We start from the raw sequence: 24,593 nt of genomic DNA, 5'->3' as shown, positions 1-24,593 counted from the left end.
GTCCGGGCTCACGGGGCCTTCTCCGATCCGGCCGCGTCGTCTTCGAGCTGCGTGAGCGACACCGGTTGCAGCAGCGCCTCGCCGATGCGCGTGCACACGTCGTAGAGCGGACCGGCGAACACCGTGAGGGCGACCGTGATCGCCACCATGCCGGTGGTGGCGGCGGTCATGATCCGGGGGATGACGCGGCGCTCGGTCTCGACACCGGCAGCGGGCGCCGCACCCAGGTAAGAGATGCGGGCCTCTGTCTCGGCGGAGTCCTCGTCCTCACGCCAGAACGACAGATTCCATGCGCGCATGAGGGCGTACAGCGTGAGGAGCGAGGTGAGGATGCCGCCCACCATGAGCACCATCATGATCGGCGTGCCGACCTGCGCCGCGGCGTCGAACAGGGCGAACTTGCCGATGAATCCCGAGAAGGGCGGCAGGCCCCCGAGGTTGATCGCGGGGATGAAGTACAGCACCGCGATCATCGGCGCGGCCTTCATCAGGCCCTTCACACGCAGGATCGAGGTCGAGCCCGCACGCCGCTCCACGAGGCCGACGGCGAGGAACAGGGTCGTCTGCACCACGATGTGGTGGACCATGTAGTAGATCGTCGCGCCGATGGCGGCGGGCGTCGCGATCGCGAGCCCGAAGATCATGTAGCCGATGTGGCTCACCAGCGTGAACGACAGGATGCGTTTGAGCTCCGCCTGCGCCACCGCGCCGAGGACTCCGACGATCATCGTCGCGAGCGCGATCCACATGAGCAGCTGGTTGACGTCGTTGTCGAGGAACAGCTCGGTCTCGGTGCGGATGATCGCGTAGACGCCGACCTTCGTCAGCAGGCCGGCGAACACCGCCGTGACCGGCGCGGGCGCGGTGGGGTACGAGTCGGGGAGCCAGAACGACAGCGGGAAGACGGCGGCCTTGATGCTGAAGGCGAGCAGCAGCATGAGGTGCAGGATCAGCTGCGTCTCCTGCGGCAGCTCGCCCATGCGCTCCGAGATCTGCACCATGTTCACCGTGCCGAGCGCACCGTAGATCATCGCGATCGCGGCGAGGAACAGGATCGACGACACCAACGACACCACGATGTACACCACGCCGGTGCGGATGCGGGACTCGGTCGAGCCGAGGGTGATCAGCACATACGAGGCCACGAGCAGGATCTCGAAACCGACGTACAGGTTGAAGAGGTCGCCGGCGATGAAGGCGTTGAAGATGCCGGCGCCGAGGATGAGGTACGACGGGTGGAAGATCGAGACCGGGGTGTCGTCATCGCCGTCGGCCGCGCCCTGGCCCACCGAGAACAGGAGGACGGCGAGCAGCACGATGCTCGAGACCACGACGAGCAGTGCGGCGAGCCGGTCGACGTAGAGGACGATGCCGAACGGGATCGGCCACCCTCCGACCGACACGGCGATGGGCTGATCGCCGACGTCGACGACGTACAGGAGGATCGCCGCGATCACGGTGACGGCGCTGAGCGTCACGACCGACACCGCGACCTGGGTCTTGCGATGGCGGCCGGCGATCAGGGCGATCGCCGCACCGAGAAGCGGAAGCGTCACGAGAAGCGGGACGAGGGCGGGGGCGAACTCGATCATGCGTCGTCGCCGTTCTCGCGCCGGCCCGCGTCGGGCTGGTCGACGGGAGCGTCGTCGCGGAGGCCCGCGAAGTCGCGGGTGCCGAGGATCGTGATGGGGGCGGTGTCGGTGCCGACGAAGTCCGTCGTCGCGTCGTCGTCGACGGCCTCGATCTCGGTCTCCTCGTCCATCGTCTCCTCGTCCTCGGGCCCGCGCTCGCGTACCTCGAGGTCGGCCTCGTCGTCGGTGACGGTGTCGGCCTGACCGAGCTGCCACGAACGGTAGATGAGGGCGAGGAGGAACGCCGAGACGGCGAAGGTGATGACGATGGCGGTGAGGGTGAGTGCTTGCGGGAGCGGATCCGACATGTCGTCGACGGATGCTGCCGCCCCGAAGAACGGCGCGACGCCCGGCTCTCCCATCACGATGAGGAGCAGGAGGTTGGTGGCGTTGCCGAGCAGGAGGAACCCGATCAGCACACGGGTCAGGCTGCGCTCGAGCATGGCGTAGACACCGCAGGCGAAGAGCACGGCCATGACGATGATGAGGACGAGCGAGACGTTCACGGGACGCTCACCTCCTGGCCGGAGCCCGGTAGCTGGGCCTCCCGGAGGGCCTGCGCCTGGCGGTCTACCTCGGCGCCGAGACTGCGGAGCACGTCGAGCACGAGACCGATGACCACGAGGTAGACACCGATGTCGAAGAGCGTCGAGGTGACGAACTCGATGTGCCCGAGCACAGGCACGGTCGCCTCGAAGAAGAAGCTGGTGAGCGGCGGCGCCCCGAAGAAGAGCGGCACGATCGCGCAGGCGACCGCGATCGTCATGCCGGTGCCGAGCAGCCTCCCGGCGTCTGTCGGCGCGGCGGCACCGAGCTCGTAGCGCCCGCCGGCGACGTAACGCATGACGAGCGCCATACCGGCGACGAGGCCGCCGGCGAAACCTCCGCCGGGCAGGTTGTGGCCCGCGAACAGCAGGTAGAGCGACACGACGATGATCGTGTGGAAGAGCACGCGCACGATCACCTCGAGCAAGATCGAGCGGTTCTCGGGACGCACGCGCTGACCGCCCACGAGCCACGCCATGCGCCCCCCGCCCGCACCGCGCGGCTTGATGCCGTCCGCCGTCTCGACGAGCGGACGTCGCGTGCGCCCGGCGCTCGCGGGCAGCGGTGCGATGCCGCGCGAGAGCGTGTCGGCTCGATGGGTGACGAAGACGAGGGATGCCACGCCCGTCGCGGCGAGGATCAGCACCGACAGCTCGCCCATGGTGTCCCAGCCGCGGAGGTCGACCAGCGCCACGTTGACCACGTTCTTCCCGTGGCCGAGCTGGTAGGCCAGCTCGGGGAACGCGTCGGAGATCGGCTCCTCCACGCGTGCCCCGGTGGCCACGATCGCCACGAGGGCCATCGTCACGCCGACGGCGGCGCCGAGCACCGCACGCGCGACCGGCCACACCGAGGCGTTGTGCTCGCCCAGGCGCGACGGGATCCGCCGGAGCACCAGGGCGAACGCGACGAGCGTCACCGTCTCGACCAGGATCTGTGTCAGCGCGAGGTCTGGCGCTCCGCTCGTGGCGAAGAGCAGAACCATGCCGAGTCCGGTGACCGACACGAGCACGACGCCCGTGTAGCGCTTGCGCGCCCGAATGGCGATGAGCCCTGCGGCGATCATGACCGGCGCCACCAGCAGCTGCATCGGGGTCTGATACGCGTCGAGCTTGGCCCGCCACTCGTCGCTTGCGACCAGCGATGTGGCCTCGGCGGCGACGAACACCACGAAGATGGTGCCGACGTACACCGGCAGCGAACCGCGCTGCGTGAGGCTCGTCGTCACGACCGACAGGCGCGCGATGCCACGCAGGGCGCCGTTGTAGGCATCGGCTGCAGTGAAGGGCAGCAGACGCTTCGCGGGTCGCCAGTCCCTCGTCAGCCAGAAGACGAGCACGCCGACGACGATGGTGGCGAGCGAGATCCAGAGGGCGGGCACCAGGCCGTGCCAGAGGGCGAGGTGCGCGGAGTACTCCGCCGGCGTCACGTCGGGCGTCGCGAGCGGCGCCTGGTCGGCGTACGGGGAGAGCGCCTCGTCCAGCCATGGTGTGGCGAATCCGGCGATGATCGTCAGGCCCGACAGCACGATCGGCGGCACGAGGAATCCGATCGGCGGGTCCGGCCATTCCGTATCGGGCATACGATCGCCGGTCGGCTGGCGCTTGGTCGAGAAGGCCCCCCATACGAATCGGATGCCGTACGCGGCCGTCAGCGCCGACCCCACGGCGATTCCCGCCACGGCGACGATTCCCCAGAGCGCGCCGCCCTCGGCCTCGAGGAGCAGAGCGGTCAGCACGCCCTCCTTGGCGACGAAGCCGATCGTCGGCGGGATGCCGATCATGGACGCGACCGCGACGATCGAGAAAGTCGCCATGACGGGCGCCTGGCGACCCACACCCGACAGCTCGGTCAGGTCGCGCGTCGACAGCTGGCGGTCGATGACGCCGACGACGAGGAACAGGGCCGACTTGAAGAGCGCGTGGCTGAGGAGGAGTGCGAGACCTGCGAGCGCAGCATCCCTCGTCCCATATCCCAGCACGACTGTCAGCATGCCCAGCTGGCTCACCGTGCCGAAGGCGAGCACACGCTTCAGGTCGGTCTCGCGGAGCGCCTGGAAGCCGCCGAGCAGCATCGTGAAGACGCCGAGCGCGACGACGATCGGGCGCCACGTCGGCGCGATGGCGAAGGCCGGTGCGAAGCGCGCGATGAGATAGATGCCCGCCTTCACCATCGCTGCGGCGTGCAGGTATGCGCTCACCGGGGTGGGCGCTGCCATGGCGCCGGGCAGCCAGAAGTGGAAGGGGAAGATCGCCGACTTGCTGAGAGCCCCGACGAGGATCATGACGAGCGCCGCGTCCACGACCGGCCCGGTGGGCGCGTGGGCGAGGATCGCCGAGATGCTCGAGGTGCCGGCGTCGACGACGAGCAGCACGACGCCGATCAGCATCACGAGACCGCCGAGTGTCGTCACGAGCAGCGCCTGGAGGGCCGCACGACGACTCGACGCGCGACGGTTGTAGTACCCGATGAGAAGGTACGACAGCACGCTCGTGACCTCCCAGAACATCACGAGCACGACGAGGTCGTCGGTGAGCACGAGGCCGTACATCGCGCCGGCGAAGGCGAGCAGCGCCGCGGCGAACTGACCGAGGTTGTCCTTCTTGCCGCGGAAGTACCAGCGGCAGTAGATCATCACGAGCGCGCCCACGCCCGTGACCACGAGCGTCATCAGCCACGACAGCGTGTCCATCCGCATCGACAGGTCGATGCCGAGGGGCGGGATCCAAGCGTATGACTCGAACGGAATGTCTCCGGCCAGGATCGCCGGGGTCTGCACGGCGGCCTGCACGAACGCCGCGATCGGCAGCACGGCGGCGACGTAGAAGGCCCGCGCTCCGATGCGCCCGACGAGCCACGGGAGGAGGATCGGCACCACCGTGAACGCGCCGAGCACGAGGAGCATTCGTGCCTCCTCGGGGTCGTCGGCCCACGCGCGTCATCGATAGGCGGCGCAGTGCCCAGGCGATCGGGGTGTCGCAATCATCCTAGCCGCCGCGTTCCCCGCCCCTGCCCGGAGCGGCATATGTTCACACGTCGGAAACTCCGGTCAGGCCGGCGCCGCGGGCGCCGGACCGGTGGTGTTGCCGTCCCGGAACGTGCAGGTGAAGCGGATGGATGCGGCGGGCCCGCCCTCGAGCATCGCGGCCACGGCCGCTCCGGCGGCGCGTCCCTTGTCGGCCGCCGGCTGGACGAGCGTGGTGAGCTCGTACGGCGAAAGCCCATCGACGACGATCCCGTCGAATCCCGTGACGCTGACGTCGTCGGGAACGCGCAGGCCCGCCTCCTCGGCGGCGCGGATCACCCCCGCCGCCAGCAGGTCGCTCTGCGCGATGACGGCGGTCGGGCGCCGTCCGGGGTCGGCGAAGATCTCGCGGCCGGCCAGGAGGCCCTCGTCGATGAAGCTCCCGGCGGACGCGAAGATCGCGGCATCCGGGAACACGTCCCGCGCGCCCGCGAGCCGGTCCCGCGTGACGTCCACCGTGATCGCGGTGTCGCGCACCCAGCCCCGCTCGGCCCGGACATCGACGGGGAGGGTGACGACGGCCACGTCGCGGTGCCCGAGCGCGCGGAGGTGACTGGCGGCCTGGCGCTGGGCTTCGCGGTTGTCGAGCCCGATGCGCGGCACGTCGTCTCCGGCATCGCCCTCGATGACGACGACCGGGATGCCACGCGCATTGACCGTTTCGAGCGACTGGCGCATGAGTCCGCTGCAGCCGATGAGAACCGCCGCGTCGAGCGGTGCGGTCGTGAGCGAAGGACCGCTTCCGCTCGGATCGTGGTCGCGCAGGAGCAGGAGCCCGGCTCCGAGCGGAGCGACCGCGTCGGCCAGCCCGTCCATCATCAGCGTCTTGACCGGATCGAGGAACGCCCGCCCGAGGTGCTCCTCGAACACGACTCCGACGATGCCGGAGCGTCCCCGGCGCAGCGAGGCGGCGCGGGGGTCGGGGCCCGTATAGCCGAGCGCGGCGGCGGCCTCGAGCACGCGACCGCGGGTCGCGTCCGACACGGGCGTCTTGCCGCTGAAGACGACGGAGGCGGTCGACGGCGAGACGCCGGCCTTGCGGGCGACGTCCGAGATGGTGGCACGGCGGCTGCCGCTGTCGGGACGGGTCATGTCGACTCGATCGTAGCCGCTGCGCATGTGGCGGTGTCGAATCGATTCGGCGAGCGCGTTCTCCGGGTCGTAGAGTGTGCGGATGGACACCGCGCTCACTCGGACGCAGCTCGTGCGCTGGCGCACGGCGATCTTCACGATCTTCTTCGTCACGGGTCTGGGTTTCGCGTCGTGGGCCTCGCGTCTGCCCGCCGTCAAGACCGACCTCGGCATCAACGACCTGCAGATCGGCGTCCTCCTGTTCGTCATGGGCGCGGCGTCCATCGTGGGCCTGTCACTGGCGAACGTGATCGTGGCGCGGTGGGGCGCTCGGCGCGGGATGTTCGCGACGATCATCACCTTGTCGGCGGGCATCCTGGTCGCGGGCCTCGGGGTGCAGATCCTTCAGTCCTACGCGGTGGTCTGCGTCGCGCTGGTGCTGATGGGCGTCGGCATGAGTGCCACCGACGTCATGATGAACGTCGAGGCGGCCGCGGTGGAGCAGGCTTTCGAGCGCACTCTCATGCCCCTCTTCCACGCGTTCTTCAGCTTCGGCACAGTGGCGGGCGCGGGTCTGGGGATCGCGATGGCGGCGTGGAACGTCGGCGTCGCGTGGCACCTGTGGGGTGCGGGCATCCTCATGCTGGCCGCCGGAGTGATCGCACTCGGCGCCGTCCCGACCCGAGAGGTGACGCACGACGACCCCGCCACCACGGCGACGCGGCGTGAGCGCTTCGCGGAGGTCGTCGCCGTGTGGCGAGACCCGCGAACGTACGCCATCGGGGCGATCATGCTCGGCATGGCGTTCGCCGAGGGCAGTGCGAACGACTGGCTCACCATCGCGATGGTCGACGGGCACGGCCAGACCGACGCGGTCGGCGCCGTCGCGCTCACCGTCTTCTCGGTGGCGATGACCGTGTTCCGCGTCCTCGGCGGCCCGCTCGTCGACCGCATCGGACGCGTCTGGACCCTTCGTGCCCTTTCGGTGGCTGCCGGCATCGGCCTCATCATGTTCATCCTGGCGCCGTCGCTGCCGATCGCCTTCGTGGGCATCGCCCTGTGGGGCGCGGGTGCGTCGCTCGGCTTCCCCCTGGGGATGTCCGCCGCAGCCGACGACCCGACCAAGGCGGCGGCATCCGTCTCCGCGGCGGCGACGATCGGCTATCTGGCGTTCCTGTGCGGACCCCCGGTGCTCGGCTGGATCAGCCACCAGATCGGCATCCTGCCCACCCTCTGGATCATCGTGGGACTCATCGCCATGTCGGGACTGGCCTCTGGCGCGGCGAAGCCCATCGCCGGCTCGAAGGTCGGCGCGGGGCACGCCCACCACTGAGCTTGCAGGAGCAGTCGCACCGTGACCGCATCCATGTCGCGGACACGCCGGACCGGCGTCAAGCGAACAGGTAGAACCGACCCTCGTGCCCCGGGCTTCGCCACACTCACGTCTCGTCTCGCAAGACGTCCAAGACCAACTGCCGTAACGGCAGGTGCGCACCTCAACCATGGGGTGGGCGCTCGCTCAGAATCGCCGACCTCCAACGCCTGACGGGGTGAACCTACGGGTGAGAAACGGCTAGCTGAGAGGGCCAGATCCGACGAATCAGTCAGGCCCCCAGAACTGGATGAATCGGAGGCACACACGCTAACCAAGGTGACAGACGCTGCACTGATCGCAGGCCTGCTGATCGTGCTTACGAGCACGTTCATCGCTTCCCCCATGCGGAAGATCCGAGGATGGCTCGTGGCGACGCTTCTCCTGCTCGGCGTCGAGACTGTACTGCTCTTTCTGCTACTGCTGAACAGAGATGCTGCCGAAAGCGTCGCGACGTTCGTTGTCCTGTCGCTGCTCGCTTTCGGGAACGCAGTAGTAGCCGCTGGAACCTTGCTGACGGCGCGACACGACCGCTGACCCTTTCAGGTCAACGTTTCGCAGGACGCTCGGCCGGCGCGGGTCAGAGGCGGTCGGCCACCGTGGCCGCGACCGTCAGCCAGGCGTCGCGGGTCTCGGGGGCCAGCGCCTCGAAGTCGATCGGCCCGCCGTCGACGAGCGAGGGGTCGAACGGCGCGTTGACGACCGCCGACGTGACCTGCTCGAAATGGTGCGACAGTCGCGCCTCGAGACGACGGTCAGGCCGCGACGAGGGTGCGGTGAGCACGGTCACCGCCTCGTCGATCTTGTCGCCGAAGCCCTTCTCCCGCAGCCCGTCCAGCAGCCAGGCGGCACTGGCCGCGGTGTCCTCGCGCACCGTCGACACGATCACCAGCTGATCCGCCGCGGCGACGGCCGCCACCCAGTTCGAGGCGCGCATGTTGTTGCCGGTGTCGACGATCATCAGCCGGTAGTACCGGCGCAGCAGCGTATGCAGCCGGTCGAACGCCGCCGCATCGATCGTCGAGGAGGCAGCCGCGTCCTCATCCGAGGCCAGCACGTCGAAGCGCGCGTCGACCTGTGTGCGCACATAGGTGTCGAGGGCGGCGAGGCTCGAGCCCTGCGGATTCCAGAACTCGTCGAGGTCTTCCAGCAGGTCGACAGCGGTCCGGTGATGCGGCGCGTTCTGCGCCCGCCACCCGAGCGTGCCGCGCGTCTCGTTGTTGTCCCACGCGAGCGTGGCGCCCCCGCGAAGGGTGCCGAATGTCGCGGCGAGGAGCAGCGTGCTCGTCGTCTTGTGAGCCCCGCCCTTCGGGTTCAGCACCACGATCGTGCGCGGTGCGTCGAGGCGTCGCTGCACACGCTTGATGCGGTCGATGCGCGCGCGCTCGGTCTTGCCCGGTGCGGGCGAGACCAGGCCTCCCGTCGCCCGGCGCACGACGCCCTGCCAGCCGGCGGTCGCGCGCGCCCGATCGCTGCCGCCGTTGCGCGAGTCGAGCAGGTCCTGCACCGTCGGGCGCGCCGGCCCGTGTGCCTGACCGCTCGTCGCACCGTGGGAGTCGGGAAGCGGCAGCGTCAGGGGATCGCGGCGCGCGGGCTCCGACTCGCGAGCGTCGATCGCGGCGGATGCTGCCGCCACGGGTGCGGCCGGGATCGGCGCGGGCGACACCGGGGCAGCGGGCACCGGTGCAGCGGTCACCGGGGCGGCAGGCGCGGCCGGGGCGACGGGTGCGGCAGGCGCGGCGGCCACCGGGGCAGCGGGCGCAGCCGGGGCGCCGGCATCCAGCGACTCTGCGTAGGTTCCGTCGGGGTGCACGACGATCGGCCAGCTCGTGGATCCCTCGACGAGGGTCGCGTGCGCGGGCTCCCCCGACGACGCGGCCAGCAGCCGGATCTCCTCCACCACGCGATCGCGCAGGGCGGGTGTGTCGGGCGCGACGACCTCCGCCACTTCGCCACCGATATGCACCTCGGCCACGGTGCTCGACATGATGTGCACGGTCGCATCGGGACGGCGCGGGTTCATCGGTCCTCCTCGGGGGCGGCGATTTCGGGCGTCGGCGACCAGCGGGGCGGCGGCCGGGCGGGCGGATCAGCGCGCGACGGGCGAGAGCGTCGAGCGCCGTGCGACATGTGGGGCGTGTCGCATCCGCTCTGCCCTCCCACGCTAGTCGACGGCGGCCCGGCGCGCCGTCACGTGACCCGCAGACAGCGCCGAACCGATGCAGGCTGGCGCGGGCTAGGCTCTTCGGGTGCGTCTCGTCATCGCCCGCTGCTCCGTGGACTACACCGGGCGGCTCAACGCCCACCTGCCGCTCGCGACGCGGCTGCTGGTGCACAAGGGTGACGGATCGCTGCTCGTTCACTCGGACGGCGGCTCGTACAAGCCGCTCAACTGGATGAGCCCGCCGTGCCGGCTCGACGTCGAGGTTCCCGACGAGGAGTCCGCCTCGGCAGGCGTGATCGAGCACTGGCGCGTGACCCACGCGAAGACCGGCGACGCGCTGCTCGTTCGCATCTACGAGGTGATCCACGATTCGTCGCACGAGCTCGGCATCGATCCCGGTCTTCAGAAGGACGGTGTCGAGGCCGATCTGCAGCGGCTCCTCGCCGAGCAGGTCGACGTGATCGGCGACAACCTCACGCTCGTACGGCGCGAGTTCCCCACGGCGATCGGTCCGGTCGACCTCCTCCTTCGCGACCCGGCGGGCGGCACGATCGCGGTGGAGGTCAAGCGCCGTGGCGACATCGACGGCGTGGAGCAGCTCACGCGCTATCTCGAGCTGCTCGGTCGCGACCCGCACCTCGCGCCGGTCAGCGGCGTCTTCGCCGCCCAGGAGATCAAGCCACAGGCCAAGGTGCTCGCCGCGGACCGCGGCATCCGCTGCGTCACCCTCGACTACGAGGGCATGAAGGGCATCGAGTCCGGAGCGCCACGCCTCTTCTGATCGCCCGCGGCGTCCCCCGGCAGCGCTCGCAATAGGCTGGTCTGCATGCCGAGCCGATCGCCGTGGACGTGTGTGCTGTGGGATGTGGACGGAACGATCGTCGACGCGTCCGACGGCATCCTCCGCCGCCTCAAGATCTGCCTGGAGCACTTCGGCAAGCGTGCACCCACCCGCGCCGAGCTCGTGCACTGGATCGGACCGCCGATGTACGAGTCGTTCCAGGTGAACGTCGGCATGACGCCCGAGGAGTCCGCCCAGGCGGTCGCGTTCTACCGCACGCTGGGCAAGGCCGACGGGTACACGACGGGCGCCAAGCTGTTTCCGGGGATGGCCGATCTGATCACGGATGTCGCAGCCGCCGGCATTCCGCAGGCGACCGCGAGTTCGAAGCCCGAGGTGCAGGTCGTCGCCCTGATGGATCACTTCGATCTCTCGACCTCGCTCACCGCGATCGTCGGCGCCACCCCCGACGAGAAGACGCTGAGCGCGAAGGCCGACATCGTCGCGGAGGCGTTGCGGCGCCTGGCCGCGGCCGGCGTCGACATCAGCCGCCCGGTGCTGGTCGGCGACCGGCACCACGACGTCGAGGGCGGTGCGGTGCACGCCGTTCCGGTCATCTTCGTCCGGTGGGGCTTCAGCTGGCCGCACGAGTCGGAGGGCGCCCAGGCGGTCGTCGACGACGTCGACCAGCTGCGAGCGCTCCTCCTCTTCGGCGAGAGCCCCGCGCCCGCCGACGCAACCGGGGTCGCCGAAGCCGCCGGGGTCGCCGGCCCGGCCGTCGGAGTCGCCGATGCCTGAACTCGTCGCCGCGATCCTGGGGTGGGTGCTCCCCGCCCTGGTCGTGTTCGGCGTGACTGCGATCGCCATCGCCGCGATCGCGTGGGCCGTCCGTCGCGCTCGTCGCTCACCCCGGGCGCGCGCCGCGGCCCAGCAGGTGCGCGCGCACGCCGGCGCGGCGTTGGTGCGGCTCGACGACGAGGTGGCCGAGCTCGACCTGGAGGTCGGCCTGTCGGGCGCGCTCTACGGCGGGGACGCGCCGGCGTCGCTGCGGCGAGCGCGGCTCACCGCGCAGCACGCCAGGGACGAGGCTTTCGACGAGTATCGCGAGATCAGCGAACCCGATGTCGCCGCCGATGAGGTGCGCCGGGTCTCGGCCCGCATCGAGCGCCGCGCCAACGAGGCGCTCGCCATCGTCGCGTCGGCCCGGGCAGAGCACTCCACATGGGTGCGCGCGAACGTGTCGGCCGCCGGCCAGGTCGACGCCGCCCGGCGCCGGCTCGCCCAGCTCCACGCCTCGATGGGCGACCCCGCCGCCCTCGTCGCCGAGCTGTCGTCGCGCTTCGCAGAAGACGAGTGGCGCGAGGCGTCGCGCTCGGCGCCCGCCGCGCTGGCCGAGGCGGCAGCGGCTCAGCAGCACCTCGACGAGGCCGCGTCTCGTGCCGCGGACCCGACGATGAGTGCTCTCGCGGAACTCGCGGCCGCCGAGCGCTCGCTCCGTCAGGCCGAGTCGGATTCCCGCAACCTCGAAGAAGCCCACCGCCTCGTGACACAGGCCGCCCAGGCCGTGCCCGACGAGATAGCGGCGGCGCGCACGGCGCTGCGGCAGGCGTCCGCAGCCCGCGAGCATCTCGGCGCGTTCGAGGCCGACCGGCTCGGCACCGAGCTTCACGCCATCGAAGGCGAACTCGAGCGCGTGGAGGCGGATGCTGCCCGCCATCCCACCCGCACCATCAGCGCGATCGCGCGCCTGCGCGGCCGCCTCGACCTGGCGCTGGGCGACGCGCGCACCTCGCAGCAGCGGCTGCGGGGCGCACGTACCGCGCTGCCCGGCACCCTCGCCGCCGCACGCGGCGCACTCGCACAGGCCGAGGCATCCGTCTCCCGCTCCCGGGCCGGTGCCGACGCTCGATCGCGTCTGCTGTCGGCGCAGCACGAGCTGGCGCAGGCGCGGCAGGCCGACGACCCGGTGGCAGCGCTCGACGCCGCCCGCCGCGCGCTGCGCGACGCCGAGGACGCCCGGGCCCTCGCCGACTACGCCGCACTCCCGTCGCGTCCGCCCGCCTGACCCACCCCACCGCGACCGACCCCGCCACTATGGTGAGGGCATGAGCGACGGGGCGACTCAGCGACCGAACCGCGTGCTCGCGACGGCACGGCGCATTCCCGCCACGCTGACGATGGTCGCGCTGATCCTCGTGGCGGGCGTCGTGTGGCAGGGGCTCTGGCGCCCGTTCGAGGACTCCGACCTCTTCGGCACCGTCGCGTACGGCCTCCCGGCCTTCGCGGCCGGCCGCTGGTGGACGCCGGTCACCGGCACCTTCTTCGTCAACGTGCCGTGGGTGTACGCGTTCACGGTCGCAAGCTTCGTGGGAATGGCGTACCTCGAGTGGCGCCGTGGATCGCGCGTCGCACTCGCCTACTACTGGGTCGGCCAGCTGTTCGCGATCTTCGCGACGGCTCTCCTGCTCTCGGTGCTCGCCCTCCTCCCGTGGTCGTGGGCCGAGGCTCAGGCCGCCGCGCTCGACGTCGGCGCTTCCGGCGGGACGATGGCGTGCCTCGCCGCCGCCGTCGGACTCCTCCGCAGCCCCTGGCGGGTGCGCGCGTGGCTCGTGCTGCTGGGGTCCGTGTCCGTCGCGATGCTCTTCTGGGGCACGCTCGCCGACCTCGAGCACCTGCTCGCCGTGCTTCTCGTGCTCTTCGTGGACAGGTCGCTGCGGCTGCGGCGCACCACCGTGCGCGAGCAGCGGCTCATCGCGTTCATCTCGGTGATCCTGCTCGGTGCGATCGAGGTCGTCACGCTGCTCGTGCCCACCGATGGTCCGTTCGGCCCCACCGAGCCGGCATCCGGCGGCTTCTGGGACTTCGCGATCGACGTCGTCATCATCCTGATCATCGCCAACGGGCTCCGGCGCGGGCGGCGATGGGCGTGGGTGCTCGCCGTCATCCTGGCCGTCTTCAACGTGGTTACCGCGCTCCTCGTCGCGGCGCTCATCGTCATCGCCTCCGAGGCCCAGGTCGAGGCGACGATCGACGGAGAGACCGAGCTGGCGCTGGCCAGCGGCGCCATGTGGCTCCTGATGCTGATCTACCTGATCTTCGTGCGCCGGGCCTTCCGCGCCCGGCGCCGTTCGCGCATCGGCCGGCACCCCTCCCCTGCCGTCGACGACGTGAAACGGATGCTGCGCGCCCACGGCGGCGGCACCCTCTCGTGGATGACGACCTGGGAGGGGAACACGTACGCGGGCACGACCCACGGGATCGTCGCCTACCAGAGGCGCGCCGGCGTCGCGCTGGCCCTCGCGGACCCGCTCGGCCCGGAGACGTCGCGTGCGGCATCCGTCCGGGAGTTCATCGACGAAGCAGAGCACGCCGGGCTGGTCCCGTGCTTCTTCAGCGCGGACGAGGCGACCCGCGCGGCCGTGCCCGCGAGCTGGCGGAGCATCGTGGTGGCCGACGACACGATCGTCGACCTGCCCGGCCTGGAGTTCACGGGCAAGCGGTGGAACTCGGTGCGCTCGTCGCTGAACCGCGCGGGCCGCGAAGACATGGTGTTCCACATGACCCGGCTGAAGGATGAGCCGTGGGGGGTGCAGCAGCAGCTCCGCGCGATCTCGGAGATGTGGGTGGGCGACAAGGGGCTGCCCGAGATGGGATTCACGCTGGGGACGCTCGTCGAGGCGGAAGACCCGGAGGTGCGCCTGGCCCTGGCGATCGCGCCGAACGGCGACGTCGACGGGTTTCTCTCGTGGCTGCCCGTCTACGGTGACGAAGGGGTCATCCGGGGCTGGACGCTCGACCTCATGCGTCGGCGCGACGGCGGCTTCGGGCCGGTGATGGAGTTCCTCATCGGCTCGTCGGCCCGGCTCTTCTCCGAGGAGGGCGCCCAGATCATGTCACTCTCCGGCGCGCCGCTCGCCCACGACTACCCGCCCGACGCCGGCGTGATCGCCGCGCTGAGCGACCGGCTCGCCGACGCCCTCGAGCCCGTCTACGGGTTCCGGTCGCTCCACCGCTTCAAGGAGAAGTTCCACCCGCGGTACGAGACGCTCTACCTCCTGTACCGGGACGAGAGCGACCTCACCCGGATCGGCGGCGCGTTGACGCGAGCGTTCCTTCCTGACGCGACGCTGCGTCAGTTCGCCGGCGCGGGGCTCGAGCTCGTGCGGGGCGACCGCGGCTGACGACGGTCAGCGGTCGATCCTAGAAACCCGCGGGCGCTGCGCGAGAGATCTGCGCGCGACGAAGCCGCGGCACCCGCCCCAAAGAATCAGGATGCCGCGGCTTCGACCGCTGATGCGATCGGTCCGCTCGCCTTAGAGCGGGCGGATGTTCTCGGCCTGGAGGCCCTTGGGTCCCTGCGCGATCTCGAACTCGACGCGCTGGTTCTCCTCGAGGGAGCGGTAGCCGCCCGACTGGATCGCGCTGTAGTGCGCGAAGACGTCAGCGCCGCCTTCATCGGGAGCGATGAAGCCGAAGCCCTTCTCCGAGTTGAACCACTTGACGGTGCCCTGCGTGCTCATTACTTGCCGTTCTTCGTTGATCTCGCCGCAGTTGCGACGATTGCCTCAAACGTAGTGAAGAGGAGCGCGCACGGCGAGACCCTTGTCGGATGGTGACATAAACGTTGCACAGCCGCGTGGTGAACGAGTGCCCATCGTCCGCCCGGGCTGAACGTGGCTCGAAAGCCCGGGCGTCGACGGATCCCCCCGGATAGGCCACGTCGAAACGTGGACACGAACATGGTACCGATATATCAGTGCCAGGGCGAGGGCGGGATCTGCGCGTGAAGCGCATCGCGCACGGGGAAAAGGCCCAGATCGGAGGCGCATCACGGGGCTCTATGCACGTGAATCTTCCGGCGTACACTGGTGCCACTCATGACCGCACCCTTCGTCCCCCTCGAGCCGAGCCGAGTCATCCTCTCCGAGAAGGTCTACACCCGGCTGGGTGAGGCGATTCTCGACGGGCGGCTGGCACCCGGCGAGCGACTGCGCGATCAGGAGCTCGCCGAATGGCTCGGCGTCTCGCGCACTCCGGTCCGCGAAGCCCTCCAGCGGCTCGAGCGGGTCGGCCTGGTCGAGGTGTCACCGCACCGCTATACCCGCGTCTCGCAGCCGCGTCAGCAGAGCGACACCATCGAGCTGGTCGCCTACAACATGGGGCACGCCGTGCGCATGGCCTGTGATCGCGCCGCCGACGACGCCATGGCCGTTGCGGGCGAACGGCTCGGCGAGGTGATCGCCGCGTCGCGCGTCGACGACCACGCCGAGCTCGGAGCCGCCAGTCACGCGTTCTTCACCGTGGTGACCCGCGCGAGCGGCAACGCCGCCCTCCTGAGGTTCGTTCGCGACTACGAGATCGCGATCCGGCGCGACCTCCTCGCCTGGCTTCCCTTCATCGAGTGCCCCCTCGGACGCACGGCCGCGTACGAGGCGTTCGCCGAGGCGTTCGCCGCGCGCGACGGCGAGCAAGCGGAGCAGCTGCTGCGCGACATCCATGGCCTTGCCTGACGTCGCGGCGGCTGCGGACCCTTCTCAGTGACGGATGCCGTGGCTAGCGTGAGACCGTGAAGCACATCGAGCTGCGGCCTCTCGACGACGACGACCTGGACGCGGTCTTCGAGATGATGCGCGACCGCGAGGCGATCGCGATGGCCGCGTTCACGGCGGAAGACCCGGACGATCGCCTCGCCTTCGATGGCTGGATCGCCCGCCAGCGTGCCGCCGCGGATGTCCTCTCGTTCGTGGTGACCGAGAACGGTGGCTTCGCGGGCACCGCGGCAACCTTCACGACCGACGGCGACCGCGAGGTGACGTACTGGATCGCTCACCATGCCTGGGGCCGCGGTGTCGCCACCGCGGCGCTGCGCCTCTTGATCTCGCACGAGCCCATCCGGCCCCTTTTCGCCCGCGTGGCGGCGCACAACGCCGCCTCGATCGCCGTGCTGGAGAAGGTCGGATTCACCGAGGTGTCGCGCAACGTCGACTTCGCCCCGGGTGTCGGGCGCGAGGTGGAGGAGATCGTCTTCACCCTCGTCCCGGCCCTCGACGGTCTCGGCGGCGGTTGAGCCGCGTTCAGGAACGATCGCCACGGACTCGCTCTGTCCCCCGAACGGGGGACACGCTAGCCTGAGCGTGGGAGCGAACCGGAGCTGGGACCGGAGCCGGCGCGACTCCACTGGGGATATCTGGGGCTGGGGCCACTGACGTCCCCGTGCGCACCCCCCGGCGCATGGACGGTTCTCGGACGCCGCAAACAGCGGTTGTGGCGTCCGAGAACCTGAGCCGCTCGCGCCGGCGACAGACCCGCTGGGGACGGGATACGACACTGGGGATGTCGCTGCGCGCCGGGGAAACGCGACCTGGAACCCAGGATATCGATGCGGCCCCGGCGTTCGCCAAGCAATTCGAGCAGTGAACGAACCGTGTCGCACCGCGTTCAGGAGGTCAACGGAGTGGAGCGCGCCCGCGCCGTGTGAAACGAAGAAGCCGGCCGGGGCTGTTCGCCTCCGACCGGCTCCTGCGTCGATTCGCTGTGCGCGAGGGGGGAGTTGAACCCCCACGCCCTTTCGGGCACTGGCACCTGAAGCCAGCGCGTCTGCCTATTCCGCCACTCGCGCGAGCCGCGGCATCCGGAGATCCCGCGAAACTCAACTTGCCGAGGATATCATGCGTGGCGGCCCGCTCCGAACTCACCTTGCAGGCGCACGGTCCATGACCGGCACAGCGTGTGCAATTAGCATGTAGCAAACCGGCATCCCCTCAAGAGGAGCTTCGTGGGACTACTTGACAGCTTCGAGAAAGGTCTGGAGCGCGCTGTGAACAGCGCGTTCGCCAAGACCTTCCGCAGCGGCATCCAGCCTGTCGAGATCGCGTCGGCCCTGCGCAGCGAACTCGACAAGAAGGCCGCGGTCGTGAGCCGCGACCGGATCCTCGCTCCGAACACCTTCACGGTGCACCTGTCGCAGGCCGACGACGAGCGCATCTCGGCGCTGGGCGACGCCCTCATCCACGAGCTCGACACGCTCGTGCACAAGCACGCCAAAGCGCAGGGCTACTCCTTCGCGGGACCGGTCACGATCGGCCTGCTCCGCGATGACGAGCTGGCCACGGGAACCCTGCGGGTCGAGTCGTCGACGGCGCAGGGCGGCCGCGTCGCCTGGCGCGGAGTGCTCGACGTCGAGGGCCGGCGCATCCCGCTCTCGAAGTCGCGCACGGTCATCGGCCGGGGCAGCGCTGCCGACATCACGGTCGCCGACTCCGGAACCAGCCGCAAGCACGTCGAGATCCTCTGGGACGGCGAGCGCGCGATGGTCCGCGACCTGAACTCGACCAACGGCACCCAGCTCGACGGCCGCAAGGTGACCGAGGCCGCCCTGCCTCCCGACTCCACGGTGCGCATCGGCCGCACCGACATCGTCTTCCGCGTTGTCGCGCAGGCGCAGGCCACCCGTCCGCCGGCCCAGGTCGACGACGCCACCCGCGTCTTCGACGCCCACAGCGCGTACGACCCGCGAGAGAGGGGACCGCTGGCATGAGCGAGCTCACCCTCCTGCTGCTGCGCATCGGGTTCCTCGTGCTGCTGTGGGCGTTCGTCTTCGCCGTCGTCTATTCGCTGCGCGCAGACCTCTTCGGCGTGAAGGTGCGGAGAATGCCGGATGCCGCAACCGCCGGTGCGGCCGCGTCCGCAGCATCCGCCCCCGCCGCCGCCTCTGCGGCGACCGCGGCCGTCGTCCCGCCACGTGCCGCCCCCTCCCCGAAGCCGGGCGGCCCCGCGACGACCGCCACCGCCGCACGCATCGTCATCACGAGCGGGCCGAAGGCCGGTCTCGAACTGCCGCTCGGCAATGAGCCGCTCACGATCGGGCGCTCGAGCGAGTCGGGGCTCGTCGTCCGCGACGACTACACCTCGAGCCACCACGCACGTCTGGTGCTCTGGGGCGACCAGTGGATGATCCAGGACCTGGACTCCACCAACGGCACCTGGCACGACGGCGCGCGCGTGACGGCTCCCGTCCCCGTGAACCTCGGCGCGCCGATCAAGGTCGGTGCGACGACGTTCGAGCTGCGGAAGTAGCGGGCGGACCCCTCTCACATGGTCTTCCAGGGCTCGAGCGCCGCCATCTCGCACACCGGCAAGGTGCGCTCCAACAACCAGGATTCCGGCTACGCCGGTTCGAACCTCTTCGTCGTGGCCGACGGCATGGGCGGTCACGCGGGCGGCGATGTGGCCTCGAGCCTCGCCATCTCCCGGCTGCAGGCCCTCGACCGGCCGTTCGAGTCCACCGCCGAGGCCGAGCGCGCCTTGCGGGACGCGATCGCGGATGCCGCCGTCGACCTCGTCGACACCGTCAACGTGCGCCCCGAGCTCGCCGGGATGGGCACCACGGTCAGCGCGCTGATCATGGTGGACGACTACGCCGTGATCGCCCACATCGGCGACTCGCGCATCTACCTCTTCCGCGACGGCGCCCTCACGCAGATCACGACCGACCACACGTTCGTGCAGCGCCTGGTCGACTCCGGCCGCATCACGCCCGAGGAGGCCCGCTTCCACCCGCGCCGTTCCGTGCTGATGCGCGTGCTCGGCGACATGGACACCGACCCCGAGCTCGACACGTTCATCATGCCGACGCAGCCGGGCGATCGGTGGCTGCTGTGCTCCGACGGCCTGTCGGGCGTGGTCGACGATCCCCACACCTCCAAGGCACTCGGGCTGGGGCTCGCTCCGGGACGCACCGCCGACAGCCTGCTGAAGCAGGCGCTCGACGGCGGCGCGCCCGACAACGTCACGATCGTCATCGTGGACGTGGGCGGACAGCATCCGCTCTTCTCCGGAACGGCCACCATCGTCGGCTCGGCATCGAATCCGGTCGGGGTGGAGGTGCCGGCCGCCGCACCTCGCCGCTCGAGCTGGCTGCACCCGAACCGGCAGGCGGCCAACGAGCCCACGCACTTCGAGCCCGCCCCGGAGTTCCTCGAGGAGCTCATCGAGGAGGACCGCAGGCGCGCGCGGCGGCGCCGCATCGGCTGGATCGCCGGCCTGGCGCTCGTGCTGCTGATCCTGGCCGGAGCCGCCTGGGTCGGCTACCAGTGGACGCAGACGCGCTACTACGTCGGCGCCGACGAGGACACCGTCGTCATCTACCAAGGGGTGCAGCAGAACATCGGGCCGATCTCGCTCTCGACGCCGTATGAAGACACCGGGATACCGCTCGACTCGCTCCCGGAGTTCGCTCGCGTCCAGGTGAAGGGGACGATCTCGGCGGACTCGCTGTCGCACGCGCGGCAGATCGTCACGGGAATCAGCGACCTGGCGGGAGGGAGCGGATGAGCGCGTCCACGAGCACGCCCACCGACGCGGTGTCGGCCGACACGGCCGTGGTCCGCGCGCTGCGGCGCATCCGGGTTCCGCAGACGCAGCGCAACCGCGAACTGGCTCTGCTGGTCTTCGCGTTCGCGATCAACGGCTCGGCGGTGGCCCTGGTCCAGCTCGGCGCGTCGGGCGCCATCGACTGGACGTTCCTCGTCTACTGCGGCGGCCTGACTGCCCTCGTGATCGCGCTGCACATCCTCCTGCGCCTGCGTGCCCGTTCGGCCGACCCTTTCGTCGTGCCCATCGCCACGCTCCTCACCGGGCTGGGCCTGGCGATGATCTACCGGCTCGACCTGTACTGGGAGCGGCACGGCTGGGACGCCTACTCCACCCGGCAGCTGGCGTGGGCCGCCATCGCACTCATCGCCGGGCTCCTCGTCGTGATGTTCCTCAAGAACTACCGCGTGCTCTTCCGGTACACCTACATCTTCGGCTTCGTCGGCATCGTGCTGCTGATCCTGCCGGTCATCCCGGGGCTCAGCGGCGGTGGCAACGCCGACGTGTGGGTCGACCTCGGCTTCTTCACCTTCCAGCCCGGTGAGCTGGCGAAGATCGCCCTCGGCATCTTCTTCGCCGGCTACCTGGTGCGCACCCGCGAGAGCCTGACCTCCACCGGCACGCGGTTCCTCGGCATCACCTGGCCGCGCGCCCGAGAGCTCGGACCGCTGCTCGTGATCTGGCTCATCTCGCTCGGCATCATCGTGCTGCAGCGCGATCTCGGCACCGGCGTGCTCATCTTCGGCATGTTCGTCGCGATGCTGTACGTCGCGACCGGCAAGACGAGCTGGGTGCTCATCGGCGTGCTGCTGGCCCTGTCGGGCGCCTTCCTGGCCTCCCGCATCCTCCCGTACGTGGGGGCGCGGTTCACGAACTGGCTCGACGCCTTCAACCCCGAGCTGATGGACAACTCCAGCTTCCAGCTCGTGAACGGCCTCTTCGGCATGGCGAACGGCGGCCTCCTCGGCACCGGCCTCGGCCAGGGCCGGCCCTACCTGACGCCGGTCGCCGAGAGCGACTACATCCTCCCCGCCCTGGGGGAGGAGCTCGGTCTCATCGGCGTCTTCGCGATCCTGTGCCTCTACATGGTGTTCACGAGCCGCGGCATCCGCATCGGCCTCGCCGGGCAGGACGACTTCGGCAAGCTCCTCGCGACGGGCCTGTCGTTCACGATCGCCCTCCAGGTGTTCATCATGGTCGGCGGCGTCACGCGCCTCATCCCGCTGACCGGCCTCACGACCCCGTTCCTCGCGGCCGGCGGCTCCTCGCTGGTGGCGAACTGGATCATCGTGGCGCTGCTGCTCCGCATCTCGGACGCGGTGCGGAGCCGTCCCCGGGTGGTGATCGGCTGATGACCAAGGCCCTTCGATACGGTCGCTTCGCGACCTACTCAGGAACCGCCTCGTCCCACGTTGTGGGGAGGTGGAGGCAGTGACGAAAGAGCTACGCCGTCTCAGCATCCTGATGCTGGTCATGTTCCTCGCGCTGTTCGCGTCGACGAGCTGGATCCAGGTGATCCAGTCCGATGAGCTCGCCGCCAACCCCGCGAATCGCCGCTCGCTCTACGACTCCTACGAGGTGCAGCGCGGCTCGATCATCGCGAGCGGGGCGGCCATCGCGTCTTCGGTGCCCTCGGGCGACCTGTACAGCTGGCAGCGGGTCTATACGGATGCCGACATGTGGGCGCCCGTGACCGGGTACATCAACCCCGCACTGAACTCCGCCACGGGGATCGAGCTGGCCATGAACCAGGAGCTCAGCGGCACGGCAGGATCGCAGTTCCTCTCCCGCGTCGAGCGGATCTTCACCGGCCAGCCGCCCCGCGGCTCGAACGTCGTGCTGTCGCTGGACGCCGCCGTGCAGCGCGCGGCCTACGACGCGCTCGGCGATCTGGAGGGGGGAGTGATCGCCATCGAGCCGTCGACCGGCCGGGTGCTGGCCCTCGTCACGAGCCCCAGCTACGACACCAACCTGCTCGCTTCCCACGCGACCTCCGAGGTCAACGCGACCTACGACACGCTGGTGGCGGATCCGAGCAAGCCGCTGTCGAACCGGGCGATCGCCGGCGACCTCAACCCGCCGGGGTCGACGTTCAAGCTCGTCGTCGCCTCGGCCGCCCTCGCCTCCGGCGACTACACGCCGCAGTCGACCCTTCCCAACCCGGCGACGTATCAGCTGCCCCAGTCGAGCAGCGTCGTGCACAACGCCAGCGGCGGCACCTGCGGCGGCGGCGACACGGTGACGATCGCCGACGCACTGCGCCTGAGCTGCAACATCCCGTTCGCCGAGCTCGCGGTAGAGCTGGGCGACACCGCCATCCGCGAAGAGGCCGAGAAGTACGGCTTCAACCAGTCGTTCGAGCTGCCGCTCGTGTCGACACCCTCGGGCTACCCGCGCACCATCCAGGACGACGCGCAGACGGCGCTCAGCGGTTTCGGCCAGGGGCAGGTGACGGCGACGCCCCTGCAGATGGCCATGGTGTCGGCCGGGATCGCGAACGGGGGGATGGTCATGAATCCCCGCATGGTGGACCGGGTGATCGGCCCCGACCTGTCGGTTCAGAAGACCTTCGACGACAGTGAGTTCGGCCGGGCGCTCGACACGGACCTCGCGGACCAGCTGGTCGCGATGATGGTGGCCAATGTCAATGACGGTGCGGCGTCGGGTGCAAGAATAGACGGGGTCGACGTGGCCGGTAAGACCGGAACCGCAGAGAACACGGGCGACGATCCCTATACGCTCTGGTTCACCGGGTTCGCCCCCGCCGACAACCCTGAGATCGCCGTCGCGGTGGTCGTCGAGGGCGGCGGCGGGCAAGGGCAGTCGGGAAGCGGCAACACCATCGCCGCTCCCATCGCGAAGAAGGTCATGGAGGCGGTGCTGGGCAGATGAGACCGACGCAGGGCGTGACCTTCGGCGGCCGATACGAACTCGACTCGCGCATAGCGATCGGCGGCATGGGCGAGGTCTGGGAGGCGACCGATCACGTCATCGGACGAACGGTCGCCATCAAGATCCTCAAAGACGAGTACATGGGCGATCCGGGCTTCCTGGAACGCTTCCGCGCCGAGGCGCGCCACGCGGCCCTCGTGAATCACGAGGGCATCGCGAGCGTGTTCGACTACGGCGAGGAGAACGGCAGTGCCTTCCTCGTGATGGAGCTCGTCCCCGGCGAGGCGCTGTCGACGATCCTCGAGCGGGACGCGTCGCTGTCGACCGACAAGACGCTCGACATCGTCGCTCAGACCTCCGCGGCGCTGCAGGCCGCGCACGCGGCCGGGCTCGTGCACCGCGATATCAAGCCCGGCAACCTCCTCATCACGCCCGACGGTCGCGTGAAGATCACCGACTTCGGCATCGCACGCATCGCCGACCAGGTGCCGCTGACGGCGACCGGTCAGGTGATGGGCACCGTGCAGTACCTGTCACCCGAGCAGGCCTCAGGCCACCCGGCATCCCCCGCCACCGACATCTACTCGCTCGGCATCGTGGCGTACGAGTGCCTGGCGGGAAAGCGCCCGTTCACGGGTGAGTCGCAGGTGGCGATCGCTATGGCGCAGATCAACGAGCAGCCGCCCCCGCTGCCCGCCACCGTCGCCGTTCCGGTGCAGAACCTCGTCATGGCGATGATCGCCAAGAAACCCGAGGACCGCCCGGCTTCTGCCGCGGCCGTCGCTCGCGCCGCCACGGCGCTGCGCCGCGGAGACGTCGCCGCCGCTGCGGCGGCCGTTCCCGCGATCGCCGGCGCCGCCGCAGCCGCTACTCAGCTCCTCACGTCGGGCTCCGCCACGTCCGCCGCCACGCGTCTGCTTCCCGCCACGTCGGAGGAGGTCGTCACCGAAAAGACGACCGAGAAGAAGAAGCGCAGCCCGTGGACATGGCCGCTGATCGCGCTGATCGCACTGCTGCTGCTCGTGCTCATCGGCACGATCTGGGCGCTCGTCGCCAACCAGGGCGCCACCCCGGAGCCCGATCCCACGAAGACGACCGCGAGCACCGCGCCGACGCCGTCGAACACGCCGACACCGACCCCCACGACGGCGAACGTCGTCGCTGCCGACTACGTCGGCTCGGACTGCGCCACCGCCTCGGCGGCGCTGGACGCCTTGGGCCTCGGCGCCAGCTGCCCCGAGGGCAATGCGGCTCCCGATGAGGCGAGCGTCGGCAAGGTCTACGACGTCAGCCCGACAGGCAACGTCCAGAAGGGCACCGTCATCCAGCTCACGGTCTACGCGGGCCAGACGCCCATGCCGCAGCCTGCGAGCCCGACGTTCCAGGGCGCCCCGCAGACCGTCGAGCCCGGCGACGACCTCACCGTGATGTGGGACGGCTACAGCTGCCCGCCCGGCACAGGATCGGTGAGCGCCTACACGTTCACGGTCGAGAACGGCACGATCACGAACGGCCCGAGCTTCCCGCAGAACGCGCGATCGGCTCAGGTGACCGCGGCCGACGCCCCCGGCTCGACGCTCATCATCCGGTACAACGTGACGTGCAGCGGCGGCACCGCGGGCAACCGCACATCGGGGGATTCCGGTGAGGCGACCGTCCTGATCCAGGCGGCGGAGCCCGAGCCCGAGCCTTCCCCCTCACCCACCCGGTGAGCCTGGCTGAGTGAATCCGCAGAGCGG

20 protein-coding genes and 1 tRNA gene are annotated in these 24,593 nt (G+C 70.1%); 14 read left to right on the top strand and 7 right to left on the bottom strand.

Features of this window, described 5'->3' with window-relative positions:
• Positions 1–8 precede the first annotated feature (8 nt).
• From ACN9MP_RS00205 to ACN9MP_RS00190, 4 genes are all read right to left on the bottom strand, one after another.
• Positions 9–1,592, bottom strand: coding sequence for a Na+/H+ antiporter subunit D (locus tag ACN9MP_RS00205; RefSeq protein ID WP_426322862.1), 1,584 nt, complete (start codon positions 1,590–1,592; stop codon positions 9–11).
• Complete coding sequence (locus ACN9MP_RS00200; RefSeq protein ID WP_426322861.1) at positions 1,589–2,137, bottom strand: Na(+)/H(+) antiporter subunit C; 549 nt, start codon at positions 2,135–2,137, stop codon at positions 1,589–1,591. The genes ACN9MP_RS00205 and ACN9MP_RS00200 overlap by 4 nt, the downstream gene beginning before the upstream one ends.
• Positions 2,134–5,082, bottom strand: a complete 2,949-nt coding sequence (locus ACN9MP_RS00195; RefSeq protein ID WP_426322859.1) for a Na+/H+ antiporter subunit A — start codon at positions 5,080–5,082, stop codon at positions 2,134–2,136. Before ACN9MP_RS00195 ends, ACN9MP_RS00200 begins: the two co-directional genes overlap by 4 nt.
• Before the next feature lie 144 nt (positions 5,083–5,226).
• Positions 5,227–6,294 carry a LacI family DNA-binding transcriptional regulator gene (locus tag ACN9MP_RS00190; RefSeq protein ID WP_426322858.1) on the bottom strand — a complete coding sequence of 356 codons (1,068 nt, stop codon included), beginning with the start codon at positions 6,292–6,294 and terminating at the stop codon, positions 5,227–5,229.
• An 82-nt stretch (positions 6,295–6,376) separates the two neighbouring features.
• Here ACN9MP_RS00190 and ACN9MP_RS00185 point away from each other — a divergent pair, with 82 nt between their 5' ends.
• Positions 6,377–7,606 (top strand): MFS transporter, encoded by a 1,230-nt coding sequence (locus ACN9MP_RS00185; RefSeq protein ID WP_426322856.1) that lies wholly within the window; start codon positions 6,377–6,379, stop codon positions 7,604–7,606.
• A 318-nt stretch (positions 7,607–7,924) separates the two neighbouring features.
• Complete coding sequence (locus ACN9MP_RS00180) at positions 7,925–8,182, top strand: hypothetical protein (RefSeq protein ID WP_426322854.1); 258 nt, start codon at positions 7,925–7,927, stop codon at positions 8,180–8,182.
• A gap of 43 nt (positions 8,183–8,225) precedes the next feature.
• Here ACN9MP_RS00180 and ACN9MP_RS00175 read toward each other — a convergent pair whose 3' ends face one another.
• Complete coding sequence (locus ACN9MP_RS00175; RefSeq protein WP_426322852.1) at positions 8,226–9,668, bottom strand: MinD/ParA family ATP-binding protein; 1,443 nt, start codon at positions 9,666–9,668, stop codon at positions 8,226–8,228.
• A gap of 226 nt (positions 9,669–9,894) precedes the next feature.
• Between ACN9MP_RS00175 and nucS the strand changes: the two genes are divergently transcribed.
• Genes nucS through ACN9MP_RS00155 form a run of 4 tightly spaced genes read left to right on the top strand, consistent with a single transcriptional unit; the run spans position 9,895 to position 14,771 of the window.
• Positions 9,895–10,590, top strand: coding sequence for an endonuclease NucS (gene nucS, locus ACN9MP_RS00170; RefSeq protein ID WP_426322850.1), 696 nt, complete (start codon positions 9,895–9,897; stop codon positions 10,588–10,590).
• Between the two features lie 45 nt (positions 10,591–10,635).
• Positions 10,636–11,388, top strand: a complete 753-nt coding sequence (locus tag ACN9MP_RS00165; RefSeq protein ID WP_426322848.1) for an HAD hydrolase-like protein — start codon at positions 10,636–10,638, stop codon at positions 11,386–11,388.
• A complete protein-coding gene (locus tag ACN9MP_RS00160; protein ID WP_426322846.1) occupies positions 11,381–12,655 on the top strand; it encodes a hypothetical protein in 1,275 nt (424 codons plus the stop codon). Before ACN9MP_RS00165 ends, ACN9MP_RS00160 begins: the two co-directional genes overlap by 8 nt.
• A gap of 40 nt (positions 12,656–12,695) precedes the next feature.
• Positions 12,696–14,771 carry a bifunctional lysylphosphatidylglycerol flippase/synthetase MprF gene (locus ACN9MP_RS00155; protein ID WP_426322844.1) on the top strand — a complete coding sequence of 692 codons (2,076 nt, stop codon included), beginning with the start codon at positions 12,696–12,698 and terminating at the stop codon, positions 14,769–14,771.
• 132 nt (positions 14,772–14,903) lie between these two features.
• Here ACN9MP_RS00155 and ACN9MP_RS00150 read toward each other — a convergent pair whose 3' ends face one another.
• Entirely contained in the window at positions 14,904–15,110 is a 207-nt protein-coding gene (locus ACN9MP_RS00150; protein WP_109208752.1) for a cold-shock protein, read from the bottom strand.
• A 357-nt stretch (positions 15,111–15,467) separates the two neighbouring features.
• Here ACN9MP_RS00150 and ACN9MP_RS00145 point away from each other — a divergent pair, with 357 nt between their 5' ends.
• The gene (locus ACN9MP_RS00145) at positions 15,468–16,100 is read left to right on the top strand and encodes a GntR family transcriptional regulator (protein WP_426322842.1); all 633 of its coding nucleotides are present in this window, start codon (positions 15,468–15,470) and stop codon (positions 16,098–16,100) included.
• A 56-nt stretch (positions 16,101–16,156) separates the two neighbouring features.
• Positions 16,157–16,657, top strand: a complete 501-nt coding sequence (locus ACN9MP_RS00140) for a GNAT family N-acetyltransferase (RefSeq protein WP_426322840.1) — start codon at positions 16,157–16,159, stop codon at positions 16,655–16,657.
• A gap of 468 nt (positions 16,658–17,125) precedes the next feature.
• Here the strand turns inward: ACN9MP_RS00140 and ACN9MP_RS00135 are convergent.
• Positions 17,126–17,209, bottom strand: a tRNA-Leu gene (locus ACN9MP_RS00135).
• A 156-nt stretch (positions 17,210–17,365) separates the two neighbouring features.
• Here ACN9MP_RS00135 and ACN9MP_RS00130 point away from each other — a divergent pair.
• The 6 genes from ACN9MP_RS00130 to ACN9MP_RS00105 all read left to right on the top strand — a co-directional run bounded on the left by ACN9MP_RS00130 (position 17,366) and on the right by ACN9MP_RS00105 (position 24,566).
• Positions 17,366–18,127, top strand: coding sequence for an FhaA domain-containing protein (locus ACN9MP_RS00130; protein ID WP_426322838.1), 762 nt, complete (start codon positions 17,366–17,368; stop codon positions 18,125–18,127).
• Entirely contained in the window at positions 18,124–18,666 is a 543-nt protein-coding gene (locus ACN9MP_RS00125; RefSeq protein ID WP_426322836.1) for an FHA domain-containing protein FhaB/FipA, read from the top strand. Before ACN9MP_RS00130 ends, ACN9MP_RS00125 begins: the two co-directional genes overlap by 4 nt.
• Positions 18,667–18,684: 18 nt before the next feature.
• Positions 18,685–19,923, top strand: coding sequence for a PP2C family protein-serine/threonine phosphatase (locus ACN9MP_RS00120; protein ID WP_426322834.1), 1,239 nt, complete (start codon positions 18,685–18,687; stop codon positions 19,921–19,923).
• Positions 19,920–21,314, top strand: coding sequence for an FtsW/RodA/SpoVE family cell cycle protein (locus ACN9MP_RS00115; RefSeq protein ID WP_426322832.1), 1,395 nt, complete (start codon positions 19,920–19,922; stop codon positions 21,312–21,314). Before ACN9MP_RS00120 ends, ACN9MP_RS00115 begins: the two co-directional genes overlap by 4 nt.
• 79 nt (positions 21,315–21,393) lie before the next feature.
• The gene (locus ACN9MP_RS00110; protein WP_426322831.1) at positions 21,394–22,854 is read left to right on the top strand and encodes a peptidoglycan D,D-transpeptidase FtsI family protein; all 1,461 of its coding nucleotides are present in this window, start codon (positions 21,394–21,396) and stop codon (positions 22,852–22,854) included.
• Positions 22,851–24,566, top strand: a complete 1,716-nt coding sequence (locus tag ACN9MP_RS00105; RefSeq protein WP_426322829.1) for a serine/threonine protein kinase — start codon at positions 22,851–22,853, stop codon at positions 24,564–24,566. The genes ACN9MP_RS00110 and ACN9MP_RS00105 overlap by 4 nt, the downstream gene beginning before the upstream one ends.
• Positions 24,567–24,593 lie beyond the last annotated feature (27 nt).

It is taken from the genome of Microbacterium sp. E-13 (assembly GCF_049912955.1).
Classification (GTDB): Bacteria; Actinomycetota; Actinomycetes; order Actinomycetales; family Microbacteriaceae; genus Microbacterium.
This window is presented reverse-complemented; position numbering and strand designations above follow the sequence as displayed.

What these genes read in the sequence shown, in the direction of transcription:
- ACN9MP_RS00160 (WP_426322846.1), top strand. Translation starts at nt 11,381, where the DNA reads ATGCCTGAACTCGTCGCCGCGATCCTGGGGTGGGTGCTCCCCGCCCTG.
- ACN9MP_RS00165 (WP_426322848.1), top strand. Translation starts at nt 10,636, where the DNA reads ATGCCGAGCCGATCGCCGTGGACGTGTGTGCTGTGGGATGTGGACGGA.
- ACN9MP_RS00150 (WP_109208752.1), bottom strand. Translation starts at nt 15,110, where the DNA reads ATGAGCACGCAGGGCACCGTCAAGTGGTTCAACTCGGAGAAGGGCTTC.
- ACN9MP_RS00115 (WP_426322832.1), top strand. Translation starts at nt 19,920, where the DNA reads ATGAGCGCGTCCACGAGCACGCCCACCGACGCGGTGTCGGCCGACACG.
- ACN9MP_RS00105 (WP_426322829.1), top strand. Translation starts at nt 22,851, where the DNA reads ATGAGACCGACGCAGGGCGTGACCTTCGGCGGCCGATACGAACTCGAC.
- ACN9MP_RS00195 (WP_426322859.1), bottom strand. Translation starts at nt 5,082, where the DNA reads ATGCTCCTCGTGCTCGGCGCGTTCACGGTGGTGCCGATCCTCCTCCCG.
- ACN9MP_RS00155 (WP_426322844.1), top strand. Translation starts at nt 12,696, where the DNA reads ATGAGCGACGGGGCGACTCAGCGACCGAACCGCGTGCTCGCGACGGCA.
- ACN9MP_RS00190 (WP_426322858.1), bottom strand. Translation starts at nt 6,294, where the DNA reads ATGACCCGTCCCGACAGCGGCAGCCGCCGTGCCACCATCTCGGACGTC.
- ACN9MP_RS00145 (WP_426322842.1), top strand. Translation starts at nt 15,468, where the DNA reads ATGACCGCACCCTTCGTCCCCCTCGAGCCGAGCCGAGTCATCCTCTCC.
- ACN9MP_RS00125 (WP_426322836.1), top strand. Translation starts at nt 18,124, where the DNA reads ATGAGCGAGCTCACCCTCCTGCTGCTGCGCATCGGGTTCCTCGTGCTG.
- ACN9MP_RS00120 (WP_426322834.1), top strand. Translation starts at nt 18,685, where the DNA reads ATGGTCTTCCAGGGCTCGAGCGCCGCCATCTCGCACACCGGCAAGGTG.
- ACN9MP_RS00185 (WP_426322856.1), top strand. Translation starts at nt 6,377, where the DNA reads ATGGACACCGCGCTCACTCGGACGCAGCTCGTGCGCTGGCGCACGGCG.
- ACN9MP_RS00175 (WP_426322852.1), bottom strand. Translation starts at nt 9,668, where the DNA reads ATGAACCCGCGCCGTCCCGATGCGACCGTGCACATCATGTCGAGCACC.
- ACN9MP_RS00205 (WP_426322862.1), bottom strand. Translation starts at nt 1,592, where the DNA reads ATGATCGAGTTCGCCCCCGCCCTCGTCCCGCTTCTCGTGACGCTTCCG.